This is a genomic window from Shewanella jiangmenensis (assembly GCF_018596335.1).
GTDB lineage: Bacteria > Pseudomonadota > Gammaproteobacteria > Enterobacterales > Shewanellaceae > Shewanella > Shewanella jiangmenensis.
The window spans coordinates 51,055-63,935 of sequence record NZ_JAHEPS010000008.1; the positions used below are offsets into that span (position 1 = coordinate 51,055).

The window sequence follows — 12,881 nt, forward strand, 5'->3', positions numbered from 1 at the left end:
ACCGGCGCGGCGTTATGGCCTTAGCTCCTGGCCTTAGACTGTGGCCTCATCTCTTGATTTCAACTTCTGATTTCAGCCCCCGATTTCAGCAATTAATCATCGCCTTTATCTGCTATCACCGGGACGCTTGTCGGTATAGGGCGTTAATCCCGCCTTTTTATACGGTTTTTGTGAGCTAGATTAGAAAACCATGAACTACTTTTCGCCACTCCTTTTTGCTTATGGTAAACCTTTGCGACCCGAGCCCGGGCATGGAAGCAAACAGGGCAACGATTATTCGCTACACAGGGACCCTTTTCCATGTTGTCGCTGCACAACTACAGCCTGAGACAAAAGCTCATTCTTTTTGCGGTGTTGCCCATGTTTATGCTCGGCATATTCGGCATCATTCGCGCATGGGGGCTGCATCAGGATTTCAAAACTGCCCATCGAAATGCACTGGCTATTCAGGTGAGCGGCCAGATAGCCGACCTTATCTACGATTTGCAGCAGGAGCGCGGCTATCAAAGCAAAGAGGCCGAGGACAGCGAGGCACTTTCACAGCAACAGGCCAATACCGACGCTACATTTCGCCGCTTAATGCAGAGTGACGATCTGGCCAAACTGCTTGTGGTTCTCGATGAAGACGCCCACCTGCAACTCGCCCAGCAGCTTACTGAACTGAAAACCAGCCTCAATCAACTCAGCCTGTCCCGCAATCAGGACGTTGCACACAGCACTGCCGGCGACACCGACTTTTTCGATAAGCTCAATAATAAGCTGCTGCTGTTGGTCAATCAGTTGCAGCACCAGACCGACGATGCGGCCCAGTCCCGCGCCTATGCCGACCTGTTGCTGGTGCTGCGCGCCCAGGAGCTTGCCGCGCGGGAGCGCAGCCTGGTCAATGACATTCTCTCATCCAACACCCTTGAGCTTGCCGTCCTGCAGCCACTGGAAAACCTGTGGCTTGAGCAGGCGCACACCATGGCGCTGGCTCAGGATACCTTTGAAGATGAGCATCGGCTGCTACTGCTGAAATTGCTCGCATCGCTGCCAAATCAGCAGGTTGAGCAAATCCGCCAGCGCCTCGGTGAGCAGCGGCAAATCGCAGAGATAGCGCAGCAGCTCAGCGAGCTTATCGGGTTTGGTGCCATGGTGCACCGGGCCAGAGCCTCGCTGCTGCATGGCGAGCCGGCCACTGCCACCTCCCAGCAACAATGGCAGGAAGCGAGCCTGCTGCTTTCAAAGCTGAGGGAATTCTGCCACTTAAGCGATGGCCAGCAGCAGGCGCTGCAAAGTCTTACCGATGCCCTGTCAACCTATCACCAGCCAAGCCTTATACCGCAAGACAATGCTGCCCTCAGCCCTGATTTAGCGCCCGGCCACTCAAATCTAGAGCCCGGCCATTCGGATGCAGAACCCGGCAGGCAGCATGCCGGCATAGCGCTGGCCATACAGGCGCTAAAAACTCCGCCGCCGCCGATTGATGCCGCCCTGTGGTGGCAGTTTGCCAGCGAGCAGATTGGCATGCTGCACGGCTTAAGCCACGACATAGGCCATAACATTGAACAGCTCAGCCGCCATCAGATGCGCATGGCGCTGTTGTACATCGCGGTATATAGCCTGGCCTCGGCGCTCACTTTGCTGCTGTCGCTGCTGCTCGGGCGCAAAATCATCGCCAGCTTTATGAACAAGATTGAAGCCATCGCCGCCGTTATGCAGCAAATGGCCGCCGACCCAACACTGGAACTGACCATTAAAACCAAGGGCTCGGATGAAATTGCCCGCATGGCACAGGCGATGAACACCATGCTTGGCCAGCGCAAAAAGTACCGTCAGGAACTGAGCCGCGCCGCCGCCGTGTTCAAGTATTCCGCCGAAGGCATCATAGTCACGGATGCCGATAATCATATCGAACTGGTCAATCCGGCCTTCACTCAAATCACGGGTTACAGCCTTGATGAGGTAAAGGGCCGCAATCCGTCGATGCTGAGTTCGCACCGCAACTCGCCGCAGTTGTATGCCGCCATGTGGGAGTCGCTGCAGGCCACCGACAAATGGGAAGGCGAAATATGGAACCGCCGCAAAGATGGCCAGGTGTATCCTGAGTACCTTGCCCTGACCCTGGTGCGCGACGACGAAGGCCGCATAGTGCAGCACATTGGCCTGTTTATGGACATCAGCCGCCGTAAGCAGTACGAACAGGATCTCTGGTATAAAGCCAACTTCGACACCCTCACCGACCTGCCCAACCGCAAGCTGCTGTCTGAACGCCTCGCCCATGAAATCAAGATGGCCAGCCACGACTCGCGCAAACTGGCGGTGATGGTGCTGGATTTGGACAGATTCAAATTCATCAACGACACCCGTGGCCACGAGTGCGGCGATGCACTGCTAAAAGCCGTCACCAAGCGCCTGCAAGCCCTGTTGGGGCCAACGGATTTTCTGGCGCGGATTGGCGGCGATGAATTTGTGCTTGTGCTGCCGCGCCTTGCCCAGGAGCTGATGGTCGAGCAGCAGGCCATGAAGGTGCTGCAGGCCTTGGGCGAGCCCTTTGTTATCGAGCAGCAGCAACTGGAGCTGTCGGCAAGCCTCGGCATCGGCCTGTATCCCGAAGACGGTCAGGACGTGGAGTCACTGCTCAGCAATGCCGAAACGGCGCTCTTTGGCGCCAAAGACGATGGCCGCAACAATTTCAAATACTTCACCCCCATGATGAACCAGGCCATGGTCGAGCGGCACGCGATGGAGCGGGCATTGCGCCGGGCGATGCTGCGCCGGGAATTCCTGCTGCACTATCAGCCGGTGGTGGACATCAAAACCGGTGAAGTAACCGGCCTTGAAGCCTTATTGCGCTGGCAAGACCCTGACAAGGGGCTGATCTCGCCAAGCCACTTTATCCCGGTGGCGGAAGACATGGGGCTGATGGTACCCCTCGGTCAGTGGGTCATTGACACCGCCCTTGGCGATCTCGCGGCGCTACACGCGCAGGGCTTTGGTCTCAGCATGGCCATCAACGTCTCCGCCTGTCAGTGCCGCGACAAGCAGCAGGGCCTCGCGCAGCAACTGGCGCAGGCGCTGAACCGCCACGGCATTGCGCCGCGTCATCTGCATGTGGAAATCACCGAAAGCATGTTGATGGACGACAGCAATCATTGCCTCGCGACCCTCAATCATATCCGCGACCTTGGCTGCACCATTTATCTCGATGACTTCGGCACCGGCTACTCATCCTTGAGTTATCTGAAAAAATTCCCGATTTCGGTGATAAAAATCGACAGAAGCTTTGTGGAAAACCTGCCGGACTGCGAATCGGACGCCAGCCTTATCCGCGCCATCATTCAAATGGGCAAATCACTGGGCATGAAACTGGTGGCCGAAGGGATAGAAACCGAAGAGCAGCAAGCGTTTTTGCAGGTACTTGGCTCTGATTACGGCCAGGGCTATCTCTATTCCCGCCCGCTGCCACTGGAGGCACTGTCCGACTGGCTCGATAAGCGTGTTGGCCACGGCGCAAAGGCGCAGCCACAGTTTGATATCTAAGGCTTGGCTTAAGTGCAGATGCCAGAAACAATAAAGGCGACGAAACAATAAAGGCGACCAGATGGTCGCCTTTATGCTGTCGCGAGACGCGCTATCAGCCAGCGGTTTTCATGATGCTTTCGGCTTCCTGGGTTGCCAGCAGCGCGAGGTCTTTATCGATAAAGAACAGCGCCTTACCGTCTTCACCCACCAGGCGGATTTTATCCACTATGCTCTTGAACAGCTTTTCTTCTTCATGCTGCTCGGCCACATACCACTGCAGGAAATGGAAAGTGGAATAATCCTGAGTGGTAAAGGCGACATGGGCCAGCTCGTTGATTTTGCGTGTGATCAACTGCTCGTGCTCATAGGTGTATTCAAACAGCGACAGCAAGGAATTGAACTGTGACTGTGGCTCGGCAATGGCGCCAATCAGCGGCAGGCCGCCGGTTTCGCTCACATAGGTGAACAGACGACGCATATGGCCCATTTCTTCATCGGCGTGGGCACGCATAAACAGCGCGGCACCATCAAAACCCTTATCTTCACACCAGGCACTCATCTGCAGGTACAGGTTGGATGAGAAAAACTCGAGATTAATCTGCTCGTTGAGCTTGGCTATCATGGTTGCGGCCAACATGGTTCGTCCTTTCATCTATGCGGTATTTTTGGTCGCGGCATTGTCCATAACCCCAGGGCAAAGATCAATAAAATTTACCTAAATCAATGATTTCTAAATAATAACACTTATCATTTGGATACCGGCAACGGTTACATTTGCTTACCTTTGCTCAATGCTTTGTTTACATCTAGCGCTTATGCTTGCCTCCATATCCGCAATTGTCGGCCTTTGTCATGGACTTGACCCGCAGCAGTACCCAAAACCCCGCCGCTACCGCCGTGGCATTAATGCTTATTTTGATGTTTGGCCTGCTGGCGATTGCCAAATTGCCGATTCAGTTACTGCCCAACATTGAGCAGCCGCAAATCTCGGTGTTCAACAATTGGCGGGCGGCGGCGCCGCAGGAGATGGAATCCAACATCATAGAGCCGCAGGAAAATGTGCTGCGCCAGGTTCCCGGGGTCACCGAAATGACCTCCAACATTTCCCAGGGCTTTGGCGGCATCACCCTGACCTTTGATGTGGGCAGCAATATGCAGGAGGCGATGATCAACGTGATCAACGCCCTCAATCAAACGCCGCCAAGGCCGCTGGATGCCGGCGAGCCCTTTATCAACGTGGGCGGTGGCAATGGCGGCACGCCTAATCTGGCGTCGCTGCTGATTTATACCCTGCCTGACAACCCTGAAACCGATTTATCGCGCTATCAAAAACTGATTGATGATCTGGTCGAGCCCAAACTGCGCCAGATTACCGGGGTGGGCGCGGTGCAGCTGCAAAGCGAGCTGCCCAAAGAGCTGCATATTGAATTTGACCCCTTTCGCGCTGCGGCGCTCGGAATAACCCTGGATCAGCTGCGCAGCACCATCTCCCGCGCGGCGGATATTTCAGGCGGCACCGCCAAGGTCGGACGGCGCGAATACACGGTCCGTTTTGCCGGCCAGTATCAACCCGAGACCCTCGGCCAGTTAATCGTCGCCTATAACAACGGCCGCCCCGTGTACCTGCATGAGCTGGCAGAAATCCGTGTCAGCACCGCCGAGCAGCGCGGCTTTACCAAACGCAATGGTTATCCGGCCTACTACATCACCCTCGAAGGCACCTTCGATGCCAATACCGTAGCTGTGCTCGATGGCGTCAACAAGGCGATTACTGAACTCAACCGCGATGTGCTGCACCCCCAGGGGCTGACGCTGGAGCTGTCGTTTGATGCCTCGGTGCATATCAAGCGGGCGATTTTGCTGGTTAAAGGCAATCTTGGAATGGGCGTAGTGCTGGCCCTTCTTATCCTGTACGCCTTTTTGCGGGATATACGGGCCACCCTGATGATAGGCGTGACCATTCCGGTGGCGCTACTGGTTGCCTTTATCACCCTCGAGGCCATGGGCCGCACCCTCAATATCATCTCGCTGGCGGGCCTTGCCTTTGCGGTGGGGCTGGTGCTGGATGCCGCCATTATCGTGCAGGAAAATATCGTGCGGCTGCGCCAGCAAGGGGCCAAGCTTGCCGATGCCGTGCTTGGCGGCACAGCTCAGGTCAAAGGTGCGCTGCTCGCATCCACCGCCACCACGGTGGCGATTTTCCTGCCGGTGCTGTTTATGCCCGGGGTTGAGGGGCAGCTGTTCTCGGATCTGGCGCTGACGCTGTCGGTGGCCGTGGTGTCATCCTTTGTCAGCGCCATCACCATCATCCCCATGCTTAACATGGTGTGGCGAGTCAAACAGACCCAAAGCAGCGGCCCGGATTATTGGCGCATGCTGGCATTGTGGATTAACAAGCTGACCTTCAAGCGCCGGCTTGCAACCCTCTGGTGCGCTCTGCTCATTGTCGGCACCTCGGTGCTGAGTCTGCTGCTGATGCCCAGAGTCGACTTTTTACCCCAGGCGAGCGGTGACGGGATTTTTACCTTCTTTTCGCTGCCGCCCGGCGCCAACATCGAAGCCATGGAGGCCGAACTCGGCACCCTGCTGATAAGCCGGCTCAAGCCCTACTACGACAAGCAAAAACAGCCCTATATCAAGGGCTATAACTTCTCGGTGTTCGGCGCCTTCAACGTGCTGTTTATTTACCCCGAAGACCCGACCCGCATCGAGGAAATGATTGGTCTGCTGCAAAGTGAAATCCTTAAAGACCTGCCCGACACCCAGGCCTTCCCCAATCGCAGCACCCTGCTTAACTTTGGCTTTAACGGTGGCCGCGCCATTAACATCGATCTGATTGGCTCGGACATGGAGCAGCTGATGGAAGTGGCCAAGGCGGCCATGCCGATGATTACAGAGGCGATGCCCGGCGCCGTGGTGCGGCCCATTCCGGGGCTGAGCCTGGCCCAGCCGGAGCTCAGGCTTATTCCCGACGAGCACAGGCTCGCCCAGGCGGGGGCCGATCGCACCCAGATAGCCAACGCCATCCGCGCCTATACCTCGGGCCTGTGGGTCGGCGAGTATTTTGACGGTAACGAGCGCATGGATGTGCTGCTCAAGGGGCCAAGCTGGCAATACCCGGAGCAACTGGCAGCGACCCCTGTCTACACTCAGGGTGCCGGGGTGCAAACCATAGGCGAGCTGGCGCAAATTCAGCGCACCGTTGGCCCGACCCAGTTGCAGCGGGTCAATGGCCGCCGGGCGATTTCACTGCTGGTGATCCCGCCCCAGGATCTGTCGATGGATGAAGCCATGGAGCAGCTTAACAGCGGCACACTGGAGCAAATCCGTGCCCTGCTGCCAGCCGAAGGCTCGCTGGCGTTTCGCGGTGTAGCCGACCGCTTAAGCCACACCATAAAACAAATGGGCACCAACTTTTTGATGGCGGTGATCATCCTGTTTCTGCTGATGGCGGCCATGTTCAAGTCGGTTAAAGACAGCCTGCTGGTGATCCTGTCGATGCCACTGGCGGTATGCGGCGGCGTGCTGAGCCTGCAGCTGCTTAACCTCTTTACGTTCCAGAGCCTGGATTTGCTGACCATGATTGGCTTTATCATCCTGCTGGGATTGGTGGTCAATAACGCCATTTTGCTGGTTGACCAGACGCGCCAGTCCTGCCGCGACGGCATGAGCCTTGACGATGCCATTACCGACGCCGTCGCCACCCGCGCCCGGCCTGTGTACATGAGTACCCTCACCTCCATCTTCGGCATGTTGCCGCTGATGCTGGTGCCGGGTGTCGGCAGCGAGATTTACCGTGGCCTCGCGGCCGTGATTGTCGGCGGCATGACCTTTTCGGCGCTGTTTACCCTGCTGCTAATGCCAAGCCTGCTGCGCCTTGCAGGCGTTCCCAAACCGTCCAGCCCCCTTGCCGATGAGGTAACACCATGAAAACTATCGCAGCTCTGGTATTGCTGCTTGGCACTCTTTCCAACGCATGGGCGGAGGATGAACGTACGGTTGGCGTAAAGACAGTTGAGCAGCGGCCGCTGTCGCCCAAGCTGATGGTGATTGGCACAGTGCACAGCCGCAGCGTGGCCGAGCTTACCTCAGGCGTCAGCGGCAAGCTGCAATGGGTGCAGGAGCCCGGCGAGCGGGTGATGGCGGGCGACACAGTGGCGCGGCTCGACGATACCCAGCTCAAACTGCAACTTGCCGAGCAGCAGGCGCTGGTCGAGCGGGAGCAAATCTCCCTCAGCCGCCTTGAGCGTAACCTGAGCAGGCTTGAGCGACTCGCTGGCAGCCAGAGCATTTCGCGCACCGAGCTGGACGACACCCGCTCCGATCGCGACCTGGCCAACAGCAACCTCACACTCGCCAAGGTGCGGCTCGATATCATCCGCGACAATTTACGCCGCACCGAACTCAAGGCGCCCTTTAGCGGCATTGTGATAGAACGCCGCCATCAATCCGGCGAAGACATAGGCCCGGCAGAGCCGGTACTGACCATTACCGATCCGGATCATCTGGAGCTCAGGCTGCACGCGCCGCTCAAGCACAGCCGCCGGGTCAGCATTGGCGACAGCCTCAAGGTCTACCATGCCCAGGGGGAATTCAGTGCCCGGATCCGAAGCCTCATTCCCGTTTCAGATGTACGCAGCCAAACCTTTGAGGCAAGACTGGATTTACCGGCTGATATGGCGGGCAACATCAATATCGGCGAGCTGGTATCGCTGGCACTGCCGATTGCACCGGCCACCCTCACCACCCTGGTCCCGCGCGATGCGCTGGTGCTGCGCTCAAGCGGCGTGGCCGTATTTCGGGTTGGCGCGGATAACACCGCCGAGCGCATTCCTGTGACCCTTGGTGACGGCGAAGGCCCCTGGATTGCGGTCGAAGGCGAGCTCAGCGCAGGCGATCAGGTGGTGGTGCGCGGCGCCGAAACCCTCTCAGACGGGATGAAACTCAAAATCAAAGACGACAAACCGCAAACGGTGGCCAGCACCCGCTGAGCCCGCCCAGGCCGGCAAAGTTGAAGCGGGTCACATTTTTGCCGGCCCAAAGCATACAGACATGGACCAAGGCCATGGCATAATGGCCCATCACAGTCCAACGCCACCCGAGGCCTGAATGCAACGCCACGATCCCTGCAGCACCCCAGAGCTGATGCACCCTGACGCCGCCATCATTCAACTTCTGGATCAGGTACATACCACTACCGACACTGAAGTCGTAAGCCTGACCGAGGCACTCGATCGGGTGCTGGCCGAAAATCTCGCCAGTCAGATTGACCTGCCGCCATTCAGCAATTCGGCGATGGATGGTTATGCCTTCCGGTTTGATGATCTGGCCGCCTTCGATGGCGTGCTCACCCTCGCAGGTAATGCCTTTGCCGGCCACCCGTTTCGCGGCGACCTTAAGGCCGGCGAATGCGTGCGCATCATGACCGGCGCGCCGTTGCCTGCCGCCTGTGATACGGTGCAGATGCAGGAAGAAACCGAGGCTAACGGCAGCAAAATAACGATTAAGCCCCCCAAGGCCAAAGGCGCCAATGTGCGCCTGCGTGGTGAAGAGCTTAAGGCCGGTGACAAGGTGCTGACCTTGGGCAGCCGTATCCGCGCCGCCGAGCTTGGCGTGCTTGCCACAGTCGGCGTCAGTCAGGTGCGGGTTTATCGCAAACTCAAAGTCGCGTTTTTCTCCACCGGCGATGAACTGCGGCCAGTGGGCAGCGAGCTCGCGCCCGGGCAAATTTACGACTCCAATCGTTACTCCATTCGTGGCCTTTTGCAAAAAGCCGGGATGGAATGGCTGGACTTGGGGGTTATCAGTGATGACCCCGAGGCCATTCGCCGCGCCTTTCTTGAGGCGGCAAGCCGCGCCGATGTGGTGCTAACCTCGGGCGGCGTCTCCGTAGGCGAGGCCGATTTCACCAAACAGATCTTAAGCGAAGAAGGTCAAATCACCTTCTGGAAGCTCGCCATCAAGCCGGGCAAACCCTTTGCCTGCGGGCGCATCGGTAAGGCGCTTTTTTGCGGTTTGCCGGGCAACCCCGTGTCGTCCATGGTGACATTTCAAAAGCTGGTGTGGCCTATGCTGCGCAAAATGCAGGGCATGGCGCAAAAACCGCCTCTGCTGCTGGAGGCGCGGCTTGAAAGCCCCATCCGCAAACAGCCGGGGCGGGTTGAGTATCAGCGCGGCATCTTAAGCCGCGACGAGCTTGGCCTGAAGGTGCGCATCACCGGCGGTCAGGGTTCCGGCATGTTGACATCCATGAGTCTTGCCAACTGCTTTGTGCATCTGGAACAGTTTCAGGGCGATACCGCCGAGGGTGCCATGGTGCTGGTTGAACCCTTTGATTCTGTGCTCGATTAAGGACTAAGCCCATGACGGAAGACATTCTCAGCCACAGTGAAATGCTGCGCTACAGCAGGCAGATTTCCATCAAGGCCATGGATCTCGACGGCCAGGAAAAGCTTAAGCTGGCAAAAGTATTGGTCATTGGTGCCGGCGGGCTAGGCTGCGCGGCCATCCAATATCTGGCGGTGGCGGGTGTGGGCGAACTGACCCTGGTGGACTTTGATACCGTGGAGCTGTCAAACCTGCAGCGCCAGGTGCTGCACCGCGACAGCCGCATTGGCATGAGCAAAGTCGAGTCGGCCAAAATCGCCGTTACTGAACTCAACCCCCATGTGCAGGTCACCGCTATCAATGCTGTGCTGGATGACCCGCAAATTGACGCACTGGTGGCGCAGCACTCCTTGGTGCTCGACTGCACCGACAATGTGGCGGTGCGAAATCAGCTCAATCAGGCTTGTTTCAGGCACAAGGTAGCGCTGGTGTCCGGCGCGGCTATTCGCATGGAAGGTACGGTCACTGTGTTCGATTATCGCGGCGATACCCCCTGCTATCAGTGCTTTGCCAGCCTGTTTGGGGAGCAGCAACTCACCTGTGTGGAATCAGGCATACTGGCGCCTGTGGTGGGCATGATTGGCTGCATTCAGGCAGTCGAAGCCATTAAGCTGCTGGCTCACATGGGAAAACCGCTCGCCGGCCGACTGCTGATGCTCGATGCAATGACCATGGAAATCCGCGAAATGAAACTGCCGCGCCGCCCCGGCTGCAGTGTCTGCGGTTAATTCAAACTGCAACAATCTGCTGAATTAAAACCGGAATCTTACAAGCTAACCAAGACGCGGCCACTCTTCTGCGCCCCAGCCATCGAGCGCCGCAAGCCGGCGCAGCAGCGGCGCCTGTGGGTGCTTAGCATCGTCCAGCTCAAGTTTGTGTATGCCGTAGCGGCGGCAAAGGCGCAGTAAAACCAGCGCCAGCTCATCTTCTTTATCCCGTGTATCCAGCGATAACGTGCGCCAGCGCGGCCTTTGTGACGCCGCCTCAAACAGTGCCCCGAGGCGGCGCACTTCGCCATCCAGCAGGTACAGCACCCCAGGGCGCAGCGGCAAACGTGGCAAGGTGTCAAAGGTCAGGGTATGGAATCCCGGCATCTGCTCTCCTTCAATAACTTCAGCAAGTTAGCAGTATTCTGTGCTCGATTGATATCGAAGATGACCGGATTTGTATCTGGATGCAAGTCAATCAGGGTGGCTTTTTGTATCAGCCACCGCTGACAGATTTCATCGCATCAGTAGAAGGGTTTGGGGTCGACATCGAGGCTTGAGGGCGATACGCCGCGCTCGATGTTCAAATCAGATTTAAGCAAATCGACAAAGGTCACTTCGGTGTAGTGCCTGTGCTTGAGGGAGTAAAAACACTTAACCACGGGATGCAGCGCGTCACGCTCTTTTGACTCCCACACTATGCCGACCCTGCCGTCGGACAGCTCCACCAGCGAGCCTACCGGGTAAACACCAATGCAGCGGATAAATTCGTACACCAGCTCAGTGTCGAGGTGGAATGGGGTGAGACTTAGCAGGATCTTAAAGGCCGCCGCCGGGCTCATCGCCTCTTTGTAACAGCGGGTGGCGGTCAGTGCATCGAAGATATCGACTATGCAGGACATACGGCCATGGAGCGGAATTTCATCGCCCTTCAGGCCACGCGGATAACCCCGGCCATCGAGCTTTTCGTGGTGCATCAGGCACACATCTTTGGAGACCTGCGACAGGCCTTTTGCATCTTTCATCACATCAATGGCATACACCTGATGCAACTTCATATGTTCAAATTCTTCCGGCGTCAGCTTGCCGGGTTTGTGCAGGATTTTATTATCGACTTTGATTTTACCTATGTCGTGCAAAATGCCGCCCACCGCCATCTGCTTGAGCAACTCTTTGTCGAGCTTGAGGTATTTTCCAAAGGTCACCAGCAAAAACGCCACGTTGACCGAGTGTTCCAGCAGGTACGCGTCCTTATCACGCAGCGCCGATACGCACTTGAGCGCGTCGGCATCGAGCATGATGGACTCAATCATATTGTCGGCAAGTGCTTCAAAAGGCGCGACTTCGATGGCTTTGCCTTCGAATGTTTCAGACAACACCTTGCGGATAAGCCCCTTGGCTTCACCGAGGATTTTTTTCGCCTGAACCTGGCGAATATCGCGGCTGGGCATGGCCTTGGCTGGCTTTGCGGCTTCTTCCGCCACCACGGTTTCTTCTTCCACTGTCGCTTTCAGGCCACAGTCGTCGGACGAGCGCTCAACATCGACCCAAACAAAGCGAATGCCGCTTGTACCCAGCTTGGCGATGGTGGCTTGGCTTTTGATTTGCCCGGCGTTGGCAATGGCCACCTTGCCATTGCTGTCGATGGCAGTGACGAACATGCCCTGCGTCAGTTTATCCACCGGCAGTTTCAAAAGATTGGAATCCTGAGCCTTATCGGCCATGGCGCGAAGCCCCCTGTTTACGACATTGCATGCTTATAATAATCCTAAATCATCGCCTGATGACCTGCCTGAATCTTTGTTTTATACGACAAAAGACCTAGTAAAGAATTCAGGAATTCGGATTTTATGCTGCTATTGAATTGTGCGCTATAGCTGACAGAGATCTAAACGGGCTGGCGCTCCAAGACTCGGTGCCGATCACAAAACAAATGCCTTTGTATCAATTAGTTACAACCCAAAGCTGGAGCGCATTTTTTGTACAATTAAAACTTAACAATTCAGCAATTTTCGCAGGAGCAACCCAATATCGATGGAGCATAATCCTAACCAAAGCCATCAGAAGTAGTGAAATACGCTGCAAAGTTAATAACTACTGCCTGAGTTTTATCTCGCCCTAACGGCCTGTTTGATGCTCTCACCCACTCACCGCGAAGTGAAAGTGGATAAAGCCAACACCATGCAGATTTGCTATACACCGCACAAAATCAGCATTTGCTGATGTAGGGTTTTGGCACAATTCACACCTTTAATGCGCGGCAATTGACACCGGTCGGCATGC

At 56.6% G+C, this 12,881-nt stretch carries 8 protein-coding genes; 5 read left to right on the plus strand and 3 right to left on the minus strand.

Annotated features, from left to right (window positions below; translation table 11 throughout):
* Positions 1–300: 300 nt before the first annotated feature.
* Entirely contained in the window at positions 301–3,522 is a 3,222-nt protein-coding gene (locus KJI95_RS16560; RefSeq protein ID WP_214508310.1) for an EAL domain-containing protein, read from the plus strand.
* A gap of 94 nt (positions 3,523–3,616) precedes the next feature.
* Here KJI95_RS16560 and ftnA read toward each other — a convergent pair whose 3' ends face one another.
* Positions 3,617–4,141 (minus strand): non-heme ferritin, encoded by a 525-nt coding sequence (ftnA, locus tag KJI95_RS16565; protein ID WP_214508311.1) that lies wholly within the window; start codon positions 4,139–4,141, stop codon positions 3,617–3,619.
* Between the two features lie 215 nt (positions 4,142–4,356).
* Between ftnA and KJI95_RS16570 the strand changes: the two genes are divergently transcribed.
* The 4 genes from KJI95_RS16570 (at position 4,357) to moeB (ending at position 10,619) form a co-directional block, all read left to right on the plus strand.
* A complete protein-coding gene (locus KJI95_RS16570; RefSeq protein WP_214508312.1) occupies positions 4,357–7,434 on the plus strand; it encodes an efflux RND transporter permease subunit in 3,078 nt (1,025 codons plus the stop codon).
* A complete protein-coding gene (locus tag KJI95_RS16575; RefSeq protein WP_214508313.1) occupies positions 7,431–8,495 on the plus strand; it encodes an efflux RND transporter periplasmic adaptor subunit in 1,065 nt (354 codons plus the stop codon). The genes KJI95_RS16570 and KJI95_RS16575 overlap by 4 nt, the downstream gene beginning before the upstream one ends.
* Positions 8,496–8,613: 118 nt before the next feature.
* Positions 8,614–9,855: a molybdopterin molybdotransferase MoeA gene (gene moeA / locus KJI95_RS16580; protein WP_214508314.1), complete on the plus strand. Its 1,242-nt coding sequence runs from the start codon at positions 8,614–8,616 to the stop codon at positions 9,853–9,855.
* 11 nt (positions 9,856–9,866) lie between these two features.
* The gene (moeB, locus tag KJI95_RS16585; protein ID WP_214508315.1) at positions 9,867–10,619 is read left to right on the plus strand and encodes a molybdopterin-synthase adenylyltransferase MoeB; all 753 of its coding nucleotides are present in this window, start codon (positions 9,867–9,869) and stop codon (positions 10,617–10,619) included.
* Positions 10,620–10,664: 45 nt separating this feature from the next.
* Here the strand turns inward: moeB and KJI95_RS16590 are convergent, their stop codons facing one another.
* Together KJI95_RS16590 and KJI95_RS16595 are read right to left on the minus strand one after the other, a co-directional pair.
* Positions 10,665–10,985: a hypothetical protein gene (locus KJI95_RS16590; RefSeq protein WP_214508316.1), complete on the minus strand. Its 321-nt coding sequence runs from the start codon at positions 10,983–10,985 to the stop codon at positions 10,665–10,667.
* A 137-nt stretch (positions 10,986–11,122) separates the two neighbouring features.
* Positions 11,123–12,322, minus strand: a complete 1,200-nt coding sequence (locus KJI95_RS16595; RefSeq protein WP_214508317.1) for an HD-GYP domain-containing protein — start codon at positions 12,320–12,322, stop codon at positions 11,123–11,125.
* Positions 12,323–12,881: the final 559 nt, after the last annotated feature.

What these genes read in the sequence shown, in the direction of transcription:
- KJI95_RS16560 (WP_214508310.1), top strand. Translation starts at nt 301, where the DNA reads ATGTTGTCGCTGCACAACTACAGCCTGAGACAAAAGCTCATTCTTTTT.
- ftnA (WP_214508311.1), bottom strand. Translation starts at nt 4,141, where the DNA reads ATGTTGGCCGCAACCATGATAGCCAAGCTCAACGAGCAGATTAATCTC.
- KJI95_RS16570 (WP_214508312.1), top strand. Translation starts at nt 4,357, where the DNA reads ATGGACTTGACCCGCAGCAGTACCCAAAACCCCGCCGCTACCGCCGTG.
- KJI95_RS16575 (WP_214508313.1), top strand. Translation starts at nt 7,431, where the DNA reads ATGAAAACTATCGCAGCTCTGGTATTGCTGCTTGGCACTCTTTCCAAC.
- moeA (WP_214508314.1), top strand. Translation starts at nt 8,614, where the DNA reads ATGCAACGCCACGATCCCTGCAGCACCCCAGAGCTGATGCACCCTGAC.
- moeB (WP_214508315.1), top strand. Translation starts at nt 9,867, where the DNA reads ATGACGGAAGACATTCTCAGCCACAGTGAAATGCTGCGCTACAGCAGG.
- KJI95_RS16590 (WP_214508316.1), bottom strand. Translation starts at nt 10,985, where the DNA reads ATGCCGGGATTCCATACCCTGACCTTTGACACCTTGCCACGTTTGCCG.
- KJI95_RS16595 (WP_214508317.1), bottom strand. Translation starts at nt 12,322, where the DNA reads ATGGCCGATAAGGCTCAGGATTCCAATCTTTTGAAACTGCCGGTGGAT.